Origin of the sequence: Klebsiella sp. B345 (genome assembly GCF_051131735.1) — a bacterium.
Taxonomy (GTDB): domain Bacteria; phylum Pseudomonadota; class Gammaproteobacteria; order Enterobacterales; family Enterobacteriaceae; genus Klebsiella.
Genome location: NZ_CP180443.1, coordinates 1,472,215 through 1,492,750, shown reverse-complemented (window position 1 = coordinate 1,492,750; position 20,536 = coordinate 1,472,215). Strand labels below are relative to the sequence as shown.

At 55.6% G+C, this 20,536-nt stretch carries 12 protein-coding genes; 3 read left to right on the top strand and 9 right to left on the bottom strand.

Annotated elements, in window-relative coordinates; all coding sequences use genetic code 11:
- Positions 1-5 precede the first annotated feature (5 nt).
- Genes glpC through glpA form a run of 3 tightly spaced genes read right to left on the bottom strand, consistent with a single transcriptional unit; the run spans position 6 to position 4,061 of the window.
- The gene (gene glpC, locus ACMYSO_RS06895) at positions 6-1,193 is read right to left on the bottom strand and encodes an anaerobic glycerol-3-phosphate dehydrogenase subunit GlpC (RefSeq protein ID WP_434669909.1); all 1,188 of its coding nucleotides are present in this window, start codon (positions 1,191-1,193) and stop codon (positions 6-8) included.
- The gene (glpB, locus tag ACMYSO_RS06890; protein WP_434669908.1) at positions 1,190-2,449 is read right to left on the bottom strand and encodes a glycerol-3-phosphate dehydrogenase subunit GlpB; all 1,260 of its coding nucleotides are present in this window, start codon (positions 2,447-2,449) and stop codon (positions 1,190-1,192) included. Before glpB ends, glpC begins: the two co-directional genes overlap by 4 nt.
- Positions 2,439-4,061: an anaerobic glycerol-3-phosphate dehydrogenase subunit A gene (gene glpA / locus ACMYSO_RS06885; RefSeq protein ID WP_434670762.1), complete on the bottom strand. Its 1,623-nt coding sequence runs from the start codon at positions 4,059-4,061 to the stop codon at positions 2,439-2,441. Before glpA ends, glpB begins: the two co-directional genes overlap by 11 nt.
- A gap of 274 nt (positions 4,062-4,335) precedes the next feature.
- On the opposite strand from glpA, the gene glpT reads away from it, so the two are divergent.
- Positions 4,336-5,682 carry a glycerol-3-phosphate transporter gene (glpT, locus tag ACMYSO_RS06880; protein WP_434669907.1) on the top strand — a complete coding sequence of 449 codons (1,347 nt, stop codon included), beginning with the start codon at positions 4,336-4,338 and terminating at the stop codon, positions 5,680-5,682.
- A 55-nt stretch (positions 5,683-5,737) separates the two neighbouring features.
- Here the strand turns inward: glpT and yfaE are convergent, their stop codons facing one another.
- The 4 genes from yfaE to ubiG all read right to left on the bottom strand — a co-directional run bounded on the left by yfaE (position 5,738) and on the right by ubiG (position 10,594).
- Positions 5,738-5,992: a class I ribonucleotide reductase maintenance protein YfaE gene (gene yfaE, locus ACMYSO_RS06875; RefSeq protein ID WP_123755204.1), complete on the bottom strand. Its 255-nt coding sequence runs from the start codon at positions 5,990-5,992 to the stop codon at positions 5,738-5,740.
- The gene (gene nrdB, locus ACMYSO_RS06870; RefSeq protein ID WP_434669906.1) at positions 5,992-7,122 is read right to left on the bottom strand and encodes a class Ia ribonucleoside-diphosphate reductase subunit beta; all 1,131 of its coding nucleotides are present in this window, start codon (positions 7,120-7,122) and stop codon (positions 5,992-5,994) included. Before nrdB ends, yfaE begins: the two co-directional genes overlap by 1 nt.
- Before the next feature lie 100 nt (positions 7,123-7,222).
- On the bottom strand, positions 7,223-9,508 hold the full coding sequence (gene nrdA, locus ACMYSO_RS06865) for a class 1a ribonucleoside-diphosphate reductase subunit alpha (protein WP_434669905.1): 2,286 nt from the start codon (positions 9,506-9,508) through the stop codon (positions 7,223-7,225).
- 357 nt (positions 9,509-9,865) lie between these two features.
- Entirely contained in the window at positions 9,866-10,594 is a 729-nt protein-coding gene (ubiG, locus tag ACMYSO_RS06860) for a bifunctional 2-polyprenyl-6-hydroxyphenol methylase/3-demethylubiquinol 3-O-methyltransferase UbiG (RefSeq protein ID WP_434669904.1), read from the bottom strand.
- A 307-nt stretch (positions 10,595-10,901) separates the two neighbouring features.
- Between ubiG and gyrA the strand changes: the two genes are divergently transcribed.
- The gene (gene gyrA, locus ACMYSO_RS06855) at positions 10,902-13,541 is read left to right on the top strand and encodes a DNA topoisomerase (ATP-hydrolyzing) subunit A (RefSeq protein WP_434669902.1); all 2,640 of its coding nucleotides are present in this window, start codon (positions 10,902-10,904) and stop codon (positions 13,539-13,541) included.
- Between the two features lie 169 nt (positions 13,542-13,710).
- Positions 13,711-16,557, top strand: coding sequence for a two-component system sensor histidine kinase RcsC (gene rcsC, locus ACMYSO_RS06850; RefSeq protein ID WP_434669901.1), 2,847 nt, complete (start codon positions 13,711-13,713; stop codon positions 16,555-16,557).
- Positions 16,558-16,627: 70 nt separating this feature from the next.
- Here rcsC and rcsB read toward each other — a convergent pair whose 3' ends face one another.
- Together rcsB and rcsD are read right to left on the bottom strand one after the other, a co-directional pair.
- Positions 16,628-17,278, bottom strand: coding sequence for a response regulator transcription factor RcsB (rcsB, locus tag ACMYSO_RS06845; protein ID WP_123755198.1), 651 nt, complete (start codon positions 17,276-17,278; stop codon positions 16,628-16,630).
- 15 nt (positions 17,279-17,293) lie between these two features.
- Positions 17,294-19,951, bottom strand: a complete 2,658-nt coding sequence (gene rcsD / locus ACMYSO_RS06840) for a phosphotransferase RcsD (RefSeq protein WP_434669900.1) — start codon at positions 19,949-19,951, stop codon at positions 17,294-17,296.
- Positions 19,952-20,536: the final 585 nt, after the last annotated feature.

Sequence of the window (20,536 nt, the reverse complement as noted above, 5' to 3'; positions counted from 1 at the left end):
CTCCCTCACGCAGGCGCGTCCAGCGCCTGCGCCAGTAACGTAATCGGATGTTCACAGCGTTTGCTGGTGGACATCTCGATCTGCCATTTGCAGGTTTCACAATCGGTGATCACCAGGTCGGCGCCGCTCTGTTCAATCTGCTGGAACAGCGGGGCACCGATGGCCTGCGACGCGTCGTAGTTTTCTGACTTAAATCCGTAGGTGCCGGCGATCCCGCAGCACTGCGACTCGAGGACCTCCAGCTGTAGCCCGGGGATCTGGCGTAACAGTTCCAGGGTATACAGCGACCAGCCCATCTTTTCCATATGACACGGGGTGTGGTAGACCACCTTCAGCGGCAGCGAGCGCAGCGGCAGGGAGCGTCCGGCATCAAGCTGGCGCCAGATCCAGCGGGTAGCCAGCTCAACCCGATCGCGAACGTCGTGGTTATCAACGTCCAGCAGGTGCGGGTACTCATCGCGCAGGGTGAACGTGCAGGTTGATGAGGTAGCGATAACCGGCAGTGATTTTTCGCGGATGGCGGCAACGTTGCTGAGTGCTTGTCGACGGGCTTTGTCTATAAAACCGTTGGCGATGAGCGGCACTCCGCAGCACTTCTCGCGGTTCAGCAGCTGCACCCCGGTGCCCATGGCGTTCAGGACGCGAAGCAGATCGAGCCCGAGCTGCGGATGGTTGTAGTTGACGTAGCAGCCGTGAAAGAACGCGACCTGTTCACTGAACTGTGCCTGTTTCTGCGCCTGCTGGCGGTAGGCGCGGCGAAACGTGCCAAAGCCATATTTTGGCAGCGAGCGGCGGTGGTCTATTTTTAGCGCAGCATCCAGTAATCGGCGAACCGGTTTGAGCCCGGTGGTGGCGTTGACCAGCGGGGCAAACGGTGTGGAAAGGGTGCCCATCAGGTCAGTATGGCTGAGGATCGCATCGCGCAGCGACGGTTTTTGCTGGCTGTACCGGGCGCGGGCGCGCTGGATAATATCGCCAATCTTGACATCCGAAGGGCAGGCGACTTCGCAGCGTTTGCAGTTAATACAATATTTTAAGGCCTCGTCATACAGTGCGCCGTCTTTCAGCCGCAGACGCTCGCCATCCGGCCCCGCCTGCTTCGGGCCAGGATAACGGGGATTGACCCGGCTGACCGGACAGCTGGTGGTACAAACCGTACATTTGATGCAGCTCTCAAAGCGGGTATCGTTCATGCTGTGCCTCCAGCGAGCTCGTGAATCTGTCGGGCGACGTGCAGCGCGGTCACCGCACACACTCCGCCGCCGCACCCTAGTTGAATCGGGTCGAAGCCGCCGAGCAGTGAGCCAATAGCAAACAGATTGTGCAGCGGCTGGCCGTCGAGTTGCGGACGCAGCATCGCGTCGGTGATCAGACCGAAGCGTTGCCAGGGTTGAGAGGCGAAGAAATCGCGCTGATACCAGTTCTCACGTCCGGCGATCTGCTGCATATCGAGGCCGAGAATCGGCTCCCGGACCTGCGTTTTGTCGGCGATTAAGCCATTGCTGAAGAAACTGCCGCTGGCCAGCACCGCGTAGCGCGGGCGCAGCGACACATCGCCGTGCTGACGCGTCCAGACGGCGGTGACCTGCCCGGCCTGATGGCTGATGCGTGTGACCTCGTCTCCCGCCAGCCAGGTACCGCCGGTGGCAATAAAACGGCGCTGCAGCTGATTGTGCAGACGCATACCCGGCACCGAGGGCGGCAGGGTGGGCAGCAGGCGTAGCGGGCAGGGAAGTTGTTCCTGTAGCCAGCGATACAGCCCGGCATCTTTCAGGCCAAAGCAGGCGGGCAGGATCAGCAGCTCGTGGCACTGTGCCAGCGGGCGTAATGCGGCCAGCAACGCCGGCCAGTGGCGCTCGTCATCGAGCACCCTCGCGATGTTGACGGCGCGAAATTCGCTGGGGCTATCGCGCAGAACATCCAGCATCGTTAAGGCTACCTCCGCGGCAGTGGCGTTCACTCCCTGCTGGTTAAGCGACGCGGCGGCCAGGTGCGGCTGGAAATCGGCGAATCCTTCTATTCCTACCACTCCCACGCGGCCTGTGGGCAGCGGTGCTACCGGTACCTCTAGCGGAGAGAGCCACGCCGGGCGCAGGGTGCCCAGCGGCGTCACGCGCAAATGCGGCTGGCGTGCTTCTCCCTGCATCGCAATACCGCTGGTGGCCAGCAGCGCTTCGGTCCGGGCGGCACAAGCCATCACCTGCTCTGCACCGAGGCGAGCGTAAGGATGTCCGGGAAGCTGTTCGGCCAGACGGGCAATGCCGTGGGCCACATCGCTCACGGGCTCGCCATCGGGAAGGGCGCTGAGCAAATCCAGCGATGCGGAAGAAAAGTGCAGAGCACTCTGGCCGCGGCTGACGATCAGGCATCGCTGGCCGTATTGATTGAGGGCCAGTCCACAGAGCAGCCCGGCCAGCCCGCCGCCGATAATCACGCAATCAAATTTCATCCTGATGCTCCTGTTGCAGCCCGCACAGCCCGAGGTAGACCCAGCGGGTGAATTCGCTTTCCCGTAGCGCATCGCCCCAGGCAACCGGCTGCACGCCTTTCCAACGTTCGTTTAAAAATTCAGAAAGCTGGGTCAACGACTGTGCCGGGGTGGTGATATTGAACCGTTGCAACAGCCCGGCGGCCCGGCAGGCGCACAGCTCTCCCTGACAGGTGCCCATGCCGATACGCGTGCGGCGGCGTAAATCGAGCAGGCTATTGACTGCTAAATTTTCGACGGCGTACTGCACTTCGCCGGCGGTGACCATTTCGCATTCGCAGATCAGGCTACGGTGCTGGCGGGTAGCGCCCAGCCAGGCCGGCGTGCGGTCGCCATGGCGATAGAGGGCGGAGCCGCGCAGCGGCGCGGGGAGCGAGATGATTTTCTTCACCGTTACCTCCGGCGCTTCCGCGGAGCCGGGGAGCGGGGCCTCGGCGGTGGTGCAGGCAACCTGGTGGTCGAGCTTGCGGCATACCGCATCCGTCGCCCACTCCGCCATCAGGCGATAGGTCATCAGCTTGCCGCCGGTGATGGTGATAAACCCCTCCATGCCGTCGCGGGCAGCGTGATCGAGCAGCACAATGCCGCGGCTGACGCTGCGCCCCGTCGGGTCATTATCACTCGCCACCAGGGGACGAACGCCGGAGTAGGCGCGCAGCACCCGGGTACGACCGAGGACAGGGGCCAGTTTTTCGCCTTCGCGCAGCAGAATGTCGACTTCGGCCGCGGTGACCCGGTTGTCATCAATCTCATGGTCGTCGATATGCACCGAGGTGGTGCCAATCAGCGAAATGGTATCCCCGGGCACCAGAATATCGGCATCGGCGGGCTGGCGGCAGCGGTTGATAACCTGGCGGTTAATACGGTGGTCGAGGATCAGTAGCGATCCCTTGGCTGGAAACATCGCCACCCGCAGATCGGCATATTCGGCGATCCGCTGCCCCCAGATCCCGGCGGCATTGACGACGACACGGGCGTGCAGCGTGCGGCTTTCACGCTGTTGGGTGTCGTAGTAGGTCACGCCGCAAACGCGCGGGCCATGGCGGACAAGCCCGGTAATTTCGCAGCCGGTCAGAATGGTGGCCCCGTGTTCTCGGGCATCCAGCATGTTGGCGGCGCACAGGCGAAAGGGGTCGATAGTGCCGTCGGGTACCTGCACGGCGCCGAGCAGGGCCGGATTGACGGTGGGTTCCATGCGTCGTGCGTCTTCCGGCGACAGCTGGCGGGTATCAATGCCGGCCTGCTGGCAGGCGTTGATGAAAGTTTTCTGCCATGTGAGGTCGTCCTCGGGGAGGGTAATAAACAGCCCGTTGGTGGGCTCAATACAGTGGCGGGCGATACGGCGCAGGATCCGGTTTTCGCTGATGCACTCCCGCGCTGATTCACTATCGGTCACCGCGTAACGGGCGCCGCTGTGCAGTAGCCCATGGTTACGCCCGGTCGCACCGGTGGCGATATCGTGACGTTCAATCAGCGTCACCTGCAGACCGCGAAGTGCACAGTCTCTCGCTATCCCTGCGCCCGTTGCGCCACCGCCAATGACGATGACATCACACTCACGGATTTCGGCCATCATTCGATCCCTCTACTTTCGTTTAACGCCATTTAGCCATACAAAGCTTATGGTTTGTTTGATTTCGAGCACATTCGAGCATTATTTGCTCGTATTATGTGATTTTATGCTCAATATGGAATTTTTTTGTCATATTTTTGTAACAAAGCGTGCGATGTTTCACAGTATCCGGGACGGGCTTTGCCTACCATCCCGGCACATCAGAAGTGAGTGATTAGATTAGATTTTTCTCATCGAACTCATCAGCAGAGAAACCATGGCCACGGAGGCTGCTATGTTAACTATTTTTAAACCCGCGCCACATAAAACGCGCTTACCGGCGGCGGAGATTGATCCGATGTATCGCCGTCTGCGCTGGCAGATTTTTATCGGTATCTTCTTTGGCTATGCGGCTTACTATCTGGTTCGTAAGAACTTTGCGTTGGCGATGCCCTATCTGGTCGAACAGGGCTTTTCGCGTGGCGACCTCGGCTTCGCGCTTTCGGGGATTTCGATTGCCTATGGATTTTCGAAATTCATCATGGGGTCGGTGTCCGATCGCTCGAATCCGCGCATTTTTCTGCCGGCGGGTCTGATTCTGGCGGCGCTGGTGATGCTGGTGATGGGGTTCGTCCCGTGGGCCACCTCCAGCATTATGGTGATGTTTGTGCTGCTGTTTCTGTGCGGCTGGTTCCAGGGGATGGGCTGGCCACCGTGTGGACGAACCATGGTGCACTGGTGGTCGCAGAAAGAGCGCGGCGGCATTGTGTCGGTGTGGAACTGTGCGCATAACGTTGGCGGTGGGATCCCGCCGCTGCTGTTCCTGCTGGGGATGGCCTGGTTTAACGACTGGCACGCGGCGCTGTATATGCCAGCATTTGGCGCGATATTGCTGGCGGTGTTTGCCTTTGCGATGATGCGCGATACCCCGCAATCCTGCGGTCTGCCGCCGATTGAAGAGTACAAAAACGACTACCCGGACGACTACAGCGAACAGCATGAACAGGAGCTGACTGCCGGACAGATCTTCCGTCAGTATATTCTGCCGAACAAGCTGCTGTGGTATATCGCCGTGGCTAACGTGTTCGTCTATCTGCTGCGCTACGGCATCCTTGACTGGTCACCGACCTACCTGAAAGAAGTGAAGCACTTCGCGCTGGATAAATCGTCCTGGGCCTACTTCCTGTATGAGTATGCCGGGATCCCTGGGACGCTGATTTGTGGCTGGATGTCGGACAAGGTGTTTAAAGGAAATCGCGGGGCTACCGGGGTGTTCTTTATGACGCTGGTGACGATAGCCACGGTGGTTTACTGGCTGAACCCGCCGGGTAATCCAGGGGTGGATATGGCCTGCATGATTGTGATCGGCTTCCTGATCTATGGTCCGGTCATGCTGATCGGCCTGCATGCGCTGGAGCTGGCACCGAAGAAAGCCGCGGGCACCGCTGCTGGTTTTACCGGGCTGTTTGGCTACCTCGGCGGTTCAGTGGCGGCGAGCGCTATCGTTGGCTATACCGTGGACTTTTTCGGTTGGGATGGTGGCTTTATGGTGATGATAGGCGGTAGCGTGCTGGCGGTGCTGCTGCTGATCGTGGTGATGATCGGCGAAAAACGTCATCACCAACAGCTGAAGCAGGGTTAACAAAGAAAAAGGGAACGCATGGCGTTCCCTTTATTCCTTCAATTCCTTCCGCTGGTTACATCTCGATTTCGATGTCACCTTGCGCCCGGCAGCAGCAGGGCAAAATCTCACCCGGCTGGATAAACGCCAGCGGTTCGGTCAGCCAGTCAACCTGGCCGGATACCAGTCGCGTACGGCAGGAGCCGCAATAGCCGGCACGGCACTGATACTCTACGTCGATGTTATGCGACTCCAGCGCGGCCAGCAGGGAAGGGTGTTCATCCTGACACTCAAGGCGAGTGTCAGAAATCTTCAAAAAAATGCGTTTCATCAGAGCTGGAAGTTGCTCAGGTCGTCGGCGTCAACTTCGGCGTCGATCTGGCCGACCAGATAGGAGCTGACTTCAACTTCCTGCGGCGCCACCTGCACGTTGTCGGAGACCAGCCAGGTGTTGATCCACGGGATCGGGTTGGAGCGGGTCTGGAACGGCAGATCGAGACCGACCGCCTGCATGCGGATGTTGGTGATGTATTCCACATACTGGCAGAGAATGTCTTTGTTCAGGCCAATCATGGAACCGTCGCGGAACAGGTAATCCGCCCACTCTTTTTCCTGCTGCGCCGCCAGCACAAACAGGTCATAGCACTCTTGCTTGCACTCTTCGGCGATCTCCGCCATCTCCGGGCCATCGACGCCGGAACGTAGCAGGTTCAGCATATGCTGGGTGCCGGTCAGGTGCAGGGCTTCGTCACGGGCGATCAGGCGGATGATTTTGGCATTGCCTTCCATCAGCTTACGTTCCGCGAAGGCAAAGGAGCAGGCAAAGCTGACGTAGAAACGGATGGCTTCCAGCGCATTGACGCTCATCAGGCACAGGTACAGTTTCTTTTTCAGTTCGCGCAGGTTTACGGTGATGGTCTGGCCGTTGACGGTGTGCGTGCCTTCACCCAGCAGATGCCAGTAGCTGGTCAGCTCGATGAGGGTATCGTAATAGTGGGAAATGCCTTCCGCACGTTTCTGAATCTGCTCGTTGGTGACGATATCGTCAAACACCGTCGCCGGGTCGTTGACGATGTTGCGGATGATATGGGTATAGGAGCGCGAGTGGATCGTCTCTGAGAATGCCCAGGTTTCAACCCAGGTTTCCAGCTCCGGAATCGAAATCAGCGGCAGCAGCGCGACGTTGGGACTACGGCCCTGGATGGAGTCCAGCAGGGTCTGATATTTCAGGTTACTGATGAAAATATGCTTTTCGTGATCCGGCAGCGCCTGGTAATCGATACGATCGCGGGAAACGTCGACCTCTTCCGGACGCCAGAAGAAGGAGAGTTGCTTTTCGATCAGCTTTTCGAAGATGTCATATTTTTGCTGATCGTAGCGGGCGACGTTCACCGACTGACCAAAAAACATCGGCTCAAGCAGCTGATCGTTTTTGGTCTGAGAAAAAGTGGTATATGCCATTAAATGTTGGTCCTGTTGAAATTGTATCGCCCGGCAGCGAGGGTGTGCCGGGCTTACAAAACGTCTGGCCGGGTGAGCGTGGCGCTACCCGGCGAGTGTTTTAAATCTTACATGCGCCGCTTTCGCAGCCGTCGTCCTGAATGGATGGCGCCAGATCGTCCTGGGCATCTTCTGCACCATCACGAGTGTTGTGATAGTACAGCGTTTTCACGCCGAATTTATAGGCGTTGAGCAAATCTTTCAGCAGCTGCTGCATCGGCACTTTGCCAGACGGGAAACGCGTCGGGTCATAGTTGGTGTTCGCTGAAATCGACTGGTCGATAAACTTCTGCATGATGCCAACCAGTTGCAGGTAGCCGTCGTTGCTCGGCATTTCCCACAGCAGCTCGTAGTTTGCCTGCAGGGATTCGTAGTCAGGAACCACCTGGCGCAGAATGCCGTCTTTCGACGCTTTGATGCTGACATGACCGCGCGGCGGCTCAATGCCGTTGGTGGCGTTAGAGATCTGCGAGGAGGTCTCAGACGGCATCAGTGCGGAGAGCGTGGAGTTACGCAGGCCGTGGGTTTTAATCGATTCACGCAATGCTTCCCAGTCGTAATGCAGAGACTCGTTGACGATAGCATCGAGATCCTTTTTATAGGTATCGATCGGCAGGATCCCCTGCGCGTAGGTGGTTTCGTTAAACCACGGGCAAGCGCCTTGCTCGATCGCCAGCTCGTTCGATGCTTTCAGCAGGTAGTACTGAATCGCTTCGAAGGTTTTGTGCGTCAGGTTGTTGGCGCTGCCGTCAGAGTAGCGTTTGCCGTGCTTCGCCAGGTAGTAGGCGAAGTTAATCACGCCGATACCCAGAGTACGACGCCCCATCGCACCGCGTTTGGCCGCCGGGATCGGGTAGTCCTGATAATCCAGCAGGGCGTCCAGCGCGCGAACCGCCAGGACCGCCAGCTCTTCCAGCTCATCCAGGCTATCGATAACGCCAAGGTTGAATGCGGACAGGGTACACAGGGCGATTTCGCCGTTTTCGTCGTTGACGTCATCCAGCGGTTTGGTCGGCAGGGCGATTTCCAGACACAGGTTGGACTGGCGCACTGGCGCAACCACCGGGTCAAACGGGCTGTGGGTGTTGCAGTGGTCAACGTTCTGGATGTAGATACGGCCGGTAGAAGCACGTTCCTGCATCATCAGGGAGAACAGTTCAACCGCTTTGATGCGCTGTTTGCGAATGCTGTCGTCTTGTTCGTATTGGGTATACAGACGCTCGAATTCGTCCTGATCGGCGAAGAAGGCATCGTACAGGCCCGGGACATCAGACGGGCTGAACAGGGTGATGTCGCCGCCTTTCAGCAGACGGGTGTACATCAGCTTGTTGATCTGCACGCCGTAGTCCATGTGACGCACGCGGTTGGCGTCGGTACCACGGTTGTTTTTCAGCACCAGCAGGCTTTCGACTTCCAGATGCCACATCGGGTAGAACAGCGTTGCTGCACCGCCGCGAACGCCGCCCTGAGAGCAGGATTTCACCGCAGTCTGGAAATGCTTGTAGAACGGAATACAGCCGGTGTGGAACGCTTCACCGCCGCGAATCGGGCTGCCCAGCGCACGGATACGACCGGCGTTGATGCCGATACCGGCACGCTGGGAAACGTATTTCACAATTGCGCTGGAGGTGGCGTTGATGGAGTCCAGGCTGTCGCCGCACTCGATCAGCACGCAGGAGCTGAACTGACGGGTCGGGGTACGCACGCCGGACATGATCGGCGTCGGCAGCGAGATCTTAAAGGTGGATACCGCGTCGTAGAAACGCTTGATGTAATCCAGGCGCGTTTCGCGCGGGTAGTTGGAGAACAGACAGGCGGCTACCAGGATATAGAGGAACTGGGCGCTCTCATAAATTTCACCGGTGACACGGTTCTGGACCAGGTATTTGCCTTCCAGCTGTTTTACCGCGGCATAGGAGAAGCTCATGTCGCGATCGTGGACGATGAACGCGTCCATCTGCTTGAACTCTTCTTCCGTGTAGTCTTCCAGCAGATGCGTGTCGTATTTGCCGTTCTTCACCATCTTAGATACGTGGTCGTACAGCGCCGGCGGCTCAAACTGACCGTAGGCTTTTTTACGCAGATGGAAGATCGCCAGGCGAGCGGCGAGATACTGGTAATCCGGTGCATCGCGAGAGATCAGGTCCGCGGCAGCCTTGATGATCGTTTCGTGGATGTCGGCGGTTTTGATGCCGTCATAGAACTGGATGTGGGAACGCAGTTCTACTTGAGAAATGGAAACGTTATTCAGCCCTTCTGCCGCCCAATCCAGTACGCGATGGATTTTGTCGAGATTGATGCGCTCGGTGCTACCGTCACGCTTTGTCACCAGCAGACTCTGATTCATGTGGATTTTACCTGTCCGTGAGAAAAAATATCCCCCCATTTATCCACAGCACAGCGTTGTGATTAACTCTGTGGATAAATACTATATGTAGGGGGTAGTAGATAAAAGAAACGCTATATGGTGAGTATTTTAGTAAGGATTCTTTTGAGTACAAGGGTTGATTTTGACGTTAATTTGAGGGTGCGGAAGCATAATAATCGCGAAATCCACGCCCCATAAGGCCTGGCGGAGATGTCAATAAACTGGAAAATAAAAATGAAAATTTGATCGAGTGCTGATTTCTTCAACGGATGTGAAAATTACGCGGCTTGATACCGCGCAATCATCGGATCTTTACTATACGAAATACTGCTGACGTTATGCGCTTTTTGCGGTTGTATGCAACATATAGTTAACATCAACCCCCGGCGCGAGCTTGAAGGTATTGGTCAGCGGATTGTAATGCAGGCCGGTAATATGCTGCTCTTTGAGAATAGTCTGATCAACCCAGCCGATTAGCTCCGCCGGCTTGATGAATTTTTTCACGTCGTGGGTGCCTTTGGGCACCATTTTCATCACGTATTCGGCGCCGATCACCGCCATCAGCCAGGCTTTACCGTTACGGTTGATGGTCGAGAAGAAGACCTGGCCGCCGGGTTTGACCAGCCGCGCGCAGGCATGGACCACCGATTGCGGGTCGGGCACGTGCTCCAGCATCTCCATGCAGGTCACCACATCGTACTGCTGAGGATGCTTTGCCGCGTGTTCTTCTACGGTTTCCTGGACATATTCAACCTGAACGCCGCTTTCCAGCGCGTGCAGCTTCGCAACCTGCAGCGGTTCAAAGCCCATATCGAGGCCGGTCACCGTCGCCCCTTCACGCGCCATGCTTTCTGCCAGAATCCCGCCGCCGCAGCCGACATCGAGCACTTTTTTGCCAAACAGGCCGCCAGAACGCTGTGCAATATAGCCCAGACGCAGCGGGTTGATGCGGTGTAATGGCTTGAACTCACCCTCTAAATCCCACCAGCGCGAGGCGACGGCTTCAAATTTAGCGATTTCTTGATGATCAACGTTGTGGGCCACCGGCTGTTTTTCGGCATTCATGGGCGCAATTACTCCTTATCTGTTCAGACTGGCGAGTATATCAGGTGGCTGGCATGAATAAACCGTCTATCCCCTTCATCCTTCAAGTTGCTTGGTTGTTAGCTGCAGCCGTTCACCCCAGTCACTTACCTGAGTAAGCTCCTGGGGATTCACGGCTTTGCCGCCTACAAGCAACTCGAATTATTTTGGGTAAATCCAATCTTGAGCCCACGCGAAAATCATTGGGTATAGGTTTACCCGTATCACCGCGGCTGTGTTATAATTTGCGACCTTTGAATCCGGGACACAGTAGAGGGATAGCGGTTAGATGAGCGACCTTGCGAGAGAAATTACACCGGTCAACATTGAGGAAGAGCTGAAGAGCTCCTATCTGGATTATGCGATGTCGGTCATTGTTGGCCGTGCGCTGCCGGATGTCCGAGATGGCCTGAAACCGGTACACCGTCGCGTGCTTTACGCCATGAACGTATTGGGCAATGACTGGAACAAAGCCTATAAAAAATCTGCCCGTGTCGTGGGTGACGTCATCGGTAAATACCACCCGCATGGTGATACCGCCGTTTATGACACCATCGTACGTATGGCACAGCCATTCTCCCTGCGTTATATGCTGGTCGATGGCCAGGGTAACTTCGGTTCTGTCGATGGCGACTCCGCCGCAGCGATGCGTTATACGGAAATCCGTATGTCGAAAATCGCCCACGAGCTGATGGCCGACCTCGAAAAAGAGACGGTTGATTTCGTAGACAACTATGATGGCACGGAGCGCATCCCTGACGTCATGCCGACCAAAATCCCTAACCTGCTGGTAAACGGTTCATCCGGTATCGCAGTCGGGATGGCGACCAACATTCCGCCACACAACCTGACGGAAGTGATCAACGGCTGCCTGGCCTATATCGACGATGAGGATATCTCCGTCGAAGGGCTGATGGAACACATCCCGGGTCCAGACTTCCCGACCGCCGCCATTATCAATGGTCGTCGTGGTATCGAGGAAGCTTACCGCACCGGTCGTGGCAAAATTTATATTCGCGCTCGCGCAGAGGTAGAAACCGATGCGAAAACCGGCCGTGAAACCATCATCGTGCATGAAATTCCGTATCAGGTGAACAAAGCGCGCCTGATCGAGAAAATGGCCGAGCTGGTAAAAGAGAAGCGTCTGGAAGGGATCAGCGCCCTGCGCGATGAGTCCGATAAAGACGGCATGCGCATCGTGATTGAGATCAAGCGTGATGCGGTGGGTGAGGTGGTTCTGAACAACCTGTACTCTCTGACTCAGCTGCAGACCTCTTTCGGCATCAACATGGTTGCTCTGCACCATGGCCAGCCGAAGATCATGAACCTGAAAGATATTCTTTCGGCGTTCGTGCGTCACCGCCGCGAAGTGGTGACTCGCCGTACTATTTTTGAACTGCGTAAAGCTCGCGATCGTGCGCATATCCTCGAAGCGCTGGCGGTTGCGCTGGCCAACATCGATCCGATCATCGAACTGATTCGCCGCGCGCCGACCCCGGCCGAAGCGAAAGCTGGTCTGGTTGCCCGCTCCTGGGATCTGGGTAACGTCTCCGCCATGCTCGAGCGTGCTGGTGATGATGCCGCGCGTCCTGAGTGGCTGGAGCCAGAGTTTGGCGTGCGTGACGGTCAATACTACCTGACCGAACAGCAGGCACAGGCGATTCTGGATCTGCGTTTGCAGAAACTGACCGGCCTTGAGCATGAAAAACTGCTCGACGAATACAAAGAGCTGCTGGAACAGATTGCTGAGCTGCTGCACATTCTTGGCAGCGCCGACCGTCTGATGGAAGTGATCCGTGAAGAACTGGAAGCGATGCGCGAACAGTTCGGCGACGCGCGTCGTACCGAGATCACCGCCAACACCGCGGATATCAACATTGAAGATCTGATCAACCAGGAAGATGTGGTGGTCACCCTGTCTCACCAGGGCTATGTGAAGTATCAGCCGCTGACTGACTATGAAGCGCAGCGCCGCGGTGGCAAAGGTAAATCGGCCGCCCGTATTAAAGAAGAAGACTTTATCGACCGCCTGCTGGTGGCCAACACCCACGATACGATCCTCTGCTTCTCCAGCCGCGGTCGTCTCTACTGGATGAAGGTCTATCAGCTGCCGGAAGCTAGCCGTGGCGCGCGTGGCCGTCCAATCGTCAACCTGTTGCCGTTGGAAGCCGACGAGCGTATTACCGCGATTCTGCCGGTACGCGAATATGAAGAGGGCGTAAACGTCTTTATGGCGACCGCCAGCGGTACCGTGAAGAAAACCGCGCTCACCGAGTTCAGCCGTCCGCGTTCAGCCGGTATCATCGCCGTTAACCTCAATGATGGCGATGAGCTGATTGGCGTTGACCTGACCAACGGTAGCGACGAAGCCATGCTGTTCTCGGCCGCCGGTAAAGTGGTGCGCTTTAAAGAGAGCGCAGTGCGTGCCATGGGCCGTACCGCTACCGGCGTTCGCGGCATCAAGCTGGCGGGCGAAGACAAAGTCGTCTCGTTGATTATTCCTCGTGGCGAAGGCGCTATCCTGACCGTGACGCAAAATGGTTACGGTAAGCGTACGGCAGCAGAAGAGTATCCGACCAAGTCGCGTGCGACGCAGGGCGTTATCTCGATCAAAGTGACCGAGCGTAACGGTTCCGTCGTTGGGGCTGTGCAGGTAGATGATTGCGACCAGATCATGATGATCACCGATGCGGGCACCCTGGTGCGTACCCGCGTATCGGAAGTCAGCATCGTCGGTCGTAATACCCAGGGCGTTATTCTGATCCGTACCGCGGAAGATGAAAACGTCGTCGGTCTGCAGCGTGTTGCCGAGCCGGTAGATGACGAAGAGCTGGATGCCATCGATGGCAGCGTAGCGGAAGGTGACGATGAAATCGCGCCAGAAAGCGATGCTGATACTGATGATGACATCGCCGAAGACGAAGAATAATCTTCGGTTGTGATGCCAGAAGGGTCGGGATATCTCCCGGCCCTTTTTGTTTTCCGGTTGCGGTGGGTTGTTGAACGTGAAATCCAGAGAGTATAACGTTGCGACAAGACGTGTTTACCGCTACCTTAACCCCATTCTGTTGAGTCCCTGACGGCCGAGTATCGCCCCATTGAAATATCTTGCCTCTTTTCATACCACCCTGAAGGTTTCGCGCTATTTGTTCAGAGCGCTGGCGGTGCTGCTGTGGATGCTTATCGCTTTCGTTTCGGTGTTCTATATCGTCAATGCCCTGCATGACAGAGAGTCAGAGATCCGTCAGGAATTTAATCTCAATGCTGACCAGGCGCAGCGCTATATTCAGCGCACGGCCGATGTGATCAAAGAGTTGAAATACGTCGCCGGGAACCGGCCGGCAGGCGGCGGCGAGGGTGGCATTTCGCCGTCTGAGAATGGCAACATCGCCATCCCGGATTTCGAACCGCTGTATCCTGATTCCGACTGCGGGACAATGAGCACCACCTGGCGTAACTCCCTGCAATCGCTGGCGTGGTTTATGCGCTACTGGCGCGATAATTTTTCCGCTGCCTATGACCTGAACCGCATCTTTTTGATTGGCAGCGACAATTTGTGTATGGCTAACTTTGGCCTGCGTGAAATGCCGGTGGAACGAGACCAGGCGTTGAAAGTCCTGCACCAGCGCATCGAACAGTATCGTGATGCCCCGCAAAATGAACGTGGTAGCAATCTGTTCTGGATAAGCCAGGGGATGCGCCCGGGGATGGGCTATTTTTATGCCTTGACGCCCGTATACATGGCGAACCGCCTGCAGGCGCTGCTGGGGATCGAGCAAACCATCCGTATGGAGAGCTTCTTTACGCCGGGTAGTCTGCCGATGAGCGTGACGATCCTCGACGATAACGGCCAGCCAATGATCTCCCTTGCCGGGCCGGATAACAAAATTAAGAGCGAAGCCCGCTGGATGCAGGAGCGTATCTGGTTTGGCTATACCGCCGGTTTCCGCGAGCTGGCGCTGAAGAAAAGCCTGCCGCCGTCATCATTAAGTATCGTCTATTCGGTGTCGGTCGATCAGGTCCTCGAACGTATTCGGATGCTGATTATCAATGCGGTGATCCTGAACATCCTCACCGGGGTAATTCTGTTCGCGCTGGCACGGATGTATGAGCGGCGGATTTTTATCCCGGCGGAAAACGACGCCCAGCGACTGGAAGAGCACGAGCAGTTTAACCGTAAGATTGTTGCTTCAGCGCCGGTGGGGATCTGCATTCTGCGCACCCTCGACGGCACCAACATTCTGAGCAACGAGCTGGCGCATAATTATCTCAATATGCTGACCCATGAGGATCGGCAGCGGTTAACGCAGATAATATGTGGGCAGCAGGTTAATTTCGTTGACGTGCTGACCAGCAATAACACCAACCTGCAAATAAGCTTTGTCCATTCACGCTACCGCAACGAAAATGTGGCGATCTGCGTGCTGGTTGACGTCAGCGCCCGCGTGAAAATGGAAGAGTCGCTGCAGGAGATGGCGCAGGCCGCAGAGCAGGCCAGCCAGTCAAAATCGATGTTCCTCGCGACCGTCAGCCATGAGCTGCGTACCCCGCTGTACGGCATTATCGGCAACCTTGATTTACTACAAACCAAAGAGCTGCCCAAGGGGGTCGATCGCCTGGTCACGGCGATGAATAACTCTTCCAGCCTGCTGCTGAAGATCATCAGCGACATTCTCGATTTCTCGAAAATTGAGTCCGAGCAGTTGAAAATCGAACCAGAAGAGTTCTCGCCGCGTGAGGTGATGAACCATATCTCTGCCAACTATTTACCACTGGTGGTGCGCAAGCAATTGGGGCTGTACTGCTTTATTGAACCTGATGTGCCGCAGTTGATGTCCGGTGACCCGATGCGTCTGCAGCAGGTGATTTCCAACCTGTTAAGCAATGCCATTAAGTTTACCGATACCGGCTGTATTATTCTGCATGTCCAGCGTGCCGGCGACTATCTGCAGATCAGCGTCCGGGACACCGGGGAAGGGATCCCGGCGAAAGAGGTGGTGCGTCTGTTCGATCCGTTCTTCCAGGTCGGGACCGGCGTACAGCGTAACTTCCAGGGCACCGGGCTGGGGCTGGCGATCTGCGAAAAGCTTATCAACATGATGGACGGTGATATTGCCGTCGAGACCGAGCCGGGCATGGGCAGCCGCTTTACCATCCGTATTCCATTATACGGTGTGCAAAACCGCCAGCCGCTGAGCGTCGAGGGGCTGGCGGGAAAATCCTGCTGGCTGGCCATTCGCAATACCTCACTGGCGATGTTTGTGGCCTCACTGCTTAAGTACCACGGTATTGAGGTCTGCGACTATGACGGACAGGCTCCTGGGGCAAATGACATTCTGCTGACCGACGACCAGCCGGATCCGCGCTGGCAGGGTGGGGCAACGGTGGTTTTCTGCCGCCGTCATATTGGCATTCCGCAAGAGCGAGCGCCGGGCGAGTGGCTGCACAGCGTCACGACACCGCACGAGCTGATTCCGCTGCTGGGACATATTTTCCACGTCGCCGTAACCACGCAGGAACATGGTCCTGCGCTGGCGGCGCCGGAAACGCACACCGCCAGCAATGACGACATGATGATTCTGGTGGTGGATGACCATCCGATTAACCGCCGACTGCTGGCAGACCAGCTGGGTTCACTGGGGTATCAGTGCGTGACGGCGAACGATGGCGTCGATGCGCTGGCCGTGCTGGCTAAACAGCATATCGATATTGTGCTGAGCGACGTCAACATGCCGAATATGGACGGCTACCGGCTGACGCAGCGTATTCGTGAGCTGGGCATGAAGCTACCGGTGATCGGGGTAACCGCAAACGCCCTGGCCGAAGAGAAGCAGCGCTGTCTGGAGTCGGGGATGGATAACTGCCTGTCGAAGCCAGTAACCCTGGATATCATCAAGAAGACGTTGGCGTTGTATGCCGCCCGGGTGCGAAAAGAAAGGGGTTAAGCGGGCGTGAAGGCGGGCAGGATTCTTACCCGGAGAAGGCGCGTGGCGCCATCATCCGGGTAGCTGAACATTACTCTTTGTCGGTGGCGCTCAGCGTCACGGAAGAGAGGTAGTTCAGCAGGGCAATGTCGTTCTCGACGCCCAGCTTCATCATGGCCGATTTTTTCTGGCTGCTGATGGTTTTGATGCTGCGGTTAAGCTTTTTGGCGATCTCGGTCACGAGGAAACCTTCGGCGAACAGGCGCAGCACTTCACTCTCTTTCGGCGACAGGCGCTTATCACCGTAACCGCTGGCGCTGATTTTTTCCAGCAGACGCGCAACGCTTTCTGGGGTGAATTTTTTGCCTTTCTGCAGGGCGGCCAGCGCTTTCGGCAGATCGGTCGGCGCGCCTTGTTTCAGCACAATCCCTTCGATATCCAGATCCAGCACTGCGCTGAGGATCGCCGGGTTGTTGTTCATCGTCAGCACGATGATCGACAGGTCAGGGAAGTGACGCTTGATATATTTGATCAAGGTGATCCCATCGCCGTATTTGTCACCGGGCATCGACAGATCGGTAATCAGAACGTGGGCGTCTAATTTGGGCAGATTGTTAATCAGTGCAGTCGAATCTTCAAATTCGCCAACAACGTTTACCCACTCGATTTGCTCAAGGGATTTACGAATACCGAACAGTACGATCGGGTGGTCATCGGCAATAATTACGTTCATCGTGTTCATGTATAGGCTACCTTGCTACAGCAAGCTCTTGACGTAGACGTCAATGTCGCTGATATATTTTTCTATGCCTTGCACATCTTTCTCGCGAATCAGATGCTCTAGCGTTTCACATAACTGTTTGCCGGGTATCAGATTAAGCATAGCAAACGCCCCTTTGAGGCGGTGCGCTGTCTGCGCCAGCGCAGCTAAATCACTGGTTGCTAGTTCAGTATACAGTCTCTGAACATCATCCGGAACCGTGTCGGCAAATAGTGCGTAATAGCCGCTGGCGTGGAGTTCGGCGTTACTTTCGCTTCCAGCAGGGGTGGATTGCTCCTCTTCCTGCGCCAGCTGCTGTTCAATCAGTTGCAGAATCGCTTCCTGCATGGCTGTGCTGATATTAAAGTTGACACACAGTTGGCCTGGGCCAATTTTGCGTATCCCAACCTCATCATCGCTTAAAAGCAAGCCGGAAGCAGTAAGATTAGACGGATTATCTGTTAAAAACAGATCGTATTCTTGACTTGTCAGCCGCTCGTCCGGGGTGATGCAGGTCGCTCCCCAGTTTTCAAGCTGGCGTACTACGATTTTCCGCACTTCATGGGCGGTAATATCCAGCATTACCACCACATCATCCAGCAGGTGTTCGCCTGCTTCGGCCGCTTCGCTGCTGGCCGGCATTTTGAGATGCAATGAATAGCGGGTGCCCAGCGACTCTCGTGCCTTAATATTCAGCTGACCGCCGAGCTTGCGCGTCAGACGATCGCAGAGCCAGAAGGTCAGGGCGTTGGCTTTGCCATACAGATCGGACTGGGTCTCGTTAAGGAACGGGAAGTGCATGTTGTCGATTTCGTTGCCGGATACGCCGTTGCCGGTGTCCAGAATACGGAAGGTTAGCCGGTCGTCGGCCGACTCATCTTTGCTCACATCGAGAGTGATTTTGCCAATTTGCGTAGTCGTCACCGAATATTGAATAAGCATCAGCAACGTGCGGCGCAGGGCGTCACGATCGCCATAACGCTGTTCATTGGCCGGCAACGCGTTGTTAATCAGCAGCTGTAACCCTTTACGTTTGATCACCGGCAGGACTTCAGGCACCACTTCATCAATCAGTTCCTGAATCGAGAACCGCGCCGGCTGGCTCTTCCAGCTGTCGTTTTCCAGCAGATTAGCCAGCTGAATGTCGTCCACCAGCTGCACTAACTGGTCCGCATGCTGCGACAGCTGGAGGCTATGCTCGATACCGAGGGCCGCAGCTTCTTCCGCCAGGCTTTGCGCCGGGGCTTTCAGAGCGCTACCGATGTGCGCCATAAATGCTGCGCGACCCTGCTGGTTTTTCTCATACAGACGCTGAGCCTGCTTGAGCTTTTTATTGACCAACACTTCCCGGTCCTGATCGCGAATAATGAAGATCTGCGTGCGCGGAGCGACCTGGCTGCGATAGAGGCGAATTTCAAACAGTTCATTATTGATCGTTGCCTGAATTACCCCTTGATGCTGGTCCGCCATATTGGTGATGTTCTGCAGATTAAGATGCGGTAGCAAGTGATCGGCTATCGGGTTGCTGATTATCGTGCGGTTAGTTTCCAGGTCGTGGACCAGCAACCCCAGCGGCAGCAGCGAGACAATCTCTTCATTAATGGCGCGTTGGGTGCGTAATTCGCTATTGGCGGCAGCAGAGACGCCGGTGCCGGTCTGGCGCGTGCGGCCGCCGTAGTGACGAAAGGTGGTAAAGCCGAACAAGGTTAAAGCCAGCAGTCCGATAATCAGCAGCAGCGGCAACAGAACATTCTGCAGCGATTCCATGATCAAAGTACCAAACGGTACGACCCAAATTAGCCGCATACCGGTGGTATTGATGCTGGTGGTCATCTCAATTTTGGTACCGTTAAAGTCGATACTGATGCTGTCAGAGGCTTCTTTATCCGTGCTGGTGGTACCGCTTTGTGCCGGGTCAGGCTCAATCCGGAAATTATCCAGCAGCATGCCGGGCGGTATCAGGTCATTGATGGGGAGATCGAAGGCCACCACGGTTGCCAGGTGGCCCGGTTGGTTAAAGGTGGTGCGCAAAGTGAAATAGTGGCCATTTTGCCAGGACAGGCGGCGCAGTGACGAAAAGGTTTCTCTCTCGTCCAGGGTGTTGGCCTGCAGCAGCATCTCCGCGCGGCGGGACTCTACGACGCTGGTGATCGTCGACTCTTTAAAGCTGGATGACAGGTCCTTAAGCGGTAGCGTCGACACCAAAATCAGGCTGTTATCCAGGCCGTTCAGGTAGTACATCGACCAGGGAATGGTTTCCGCGCCCCACAGGATGTCGAGGTAGCTGGAGATTTTCTGCGTCATCTCCAGGGTGGAACTGTCATGGGAGCCAAATATCAGCGCTTCGGTCTTGCGCCGCGGTTTTTCCAGGTAATAGACATCCTGCTTCAGACGCGTTTCCTGTAAGCCGTCGCTGGCGGTACTGGTAGAGGTCGCGGCGATATTGTCATAAATCTGCCAGGTGGCATAACGCCAGCTATCGATGCGTTTATGCAGCGCATGGCTGACGTCGATGACCTGATAACTTTTATCTTTCAACCAGGTATTGACCGCGCTTTGGATCATGACGCCCATCGTCGCCAGCAGGACGATGACCATCAAAATGAAGAAGCGGGTGATGCTGCCAGGCATCAGGGAGAATTTTTTCTGGGTCATCGTGTGGCGAAGCGACTCATCAATGTGTGTAAGCAGGGCATTGCACCAGGTGGCTGGTAGCAGAGTGAATACTGTTAGCAGTATAAAGGCTAATTTATCAAATCCATACTACAGATTGCCGTTCGTCAAAGTTTAATCGCGAGAATAATCTTAAAAAAATGAACATCGGTAAGATGTACAGCAATGTTCATATTGTACAATTATTTACGGAATTTCACGGATAAATAGCACTAAATAACAAGAAATTACCTCGGTGAGCATTTTCTTATCGGCGAATTGTTTGATTAATAGACGTTATTTTTATCGCGGATAACACGCGGAAATTCAAGATATGTAAAGAAGGGTAAAAAAAACCGAATGCAGGGCATCCGGTTCAAATAGGGGTAAACAGACATTCAGAACTGAATGACGGTAATAAATAAAGTTAATGATGATAGCGATGATTATTCTAGTCGTAAGGGTGCGTTTTGTTTTGTCATTCAGTGCTATACGGATGTTGCTACGTAACCGATTGAACTATATTGGAAAAATTTATTTTCTTGATTATTGGTGCTTATTTTCGTGGTTTTTGATGGTGCAAAAAAG

Coding starts and splice junctions, on each gene's coding strand:
- gyrA (WP_434669902.1), top strand. CDS start 10,902: ATGAGCGACCTTGCGAGAGAAATTACACCGGTCAACATTGAGGAAGAG.
- rcsB (WP_123755198.1), bottom strand. CDS start 17,278: ATGAACACGATGAACGTAATTATTGCCGATGACCACCCGATCGTACTG.
- nrdA (WP_434669905.1), bottom strand. CDS start 9,508: ATGAATCAGAGTCTGCTGGTGACAAAGCGTGACGGTAGCACCGAGCGC.
- glpC (WP_434669909.1), bottom strand. CDS start 1,193: ATGAACGATACCCGCTTTGAGAGCTGCATCAAATGTACGGTTTGTACC.
- nrdB (WP_434669906.1), bottom strand. CDS start 7,122: ATGGCATATACCACTTTTTCTCAGACCAAAAACGATCAGCTGCTTGAG.
- rcsD (WP_434669900.1), bottom strand. CDS start 19,951: ATGACCCAGAAAAAATTCTCCCTGATGCCTGGCAGCATCACCCGCTTC.
- glpT (WP_434669907.1), top strand. CDS start 4,336: ATGTTAACTATTTTTAAACCCGCGCCACATAAAACGCGCTTACCGGCG.
- glpA (WP_434670762.1), bottom strand. CDS start 4,061: ATGGCCGAAATCCGTGAGTGTGATGTCATCGTCATTGGCGGTGGCGCA.
- ubiG (WP_434669904.1), bottom strand. CDS start 10,594: ATGAATGCCGAAAAACAGCCGGTGGCCCACAACGTTGATCATCAAGAA.
- yfaE (WP_123755204.1), bottom strand. CDS start 5,992: ATGAAACGCATTTTTTTGAAGATTTCTGACACTCGCCTTGAGTGTCAG.
- glpB (WP_434669908.1), bottom strand. CDS start 2,449: ATGAAATTTGATTGCGTGATTATCGGCGGCGGGCTGGCCGGGCTGCTC.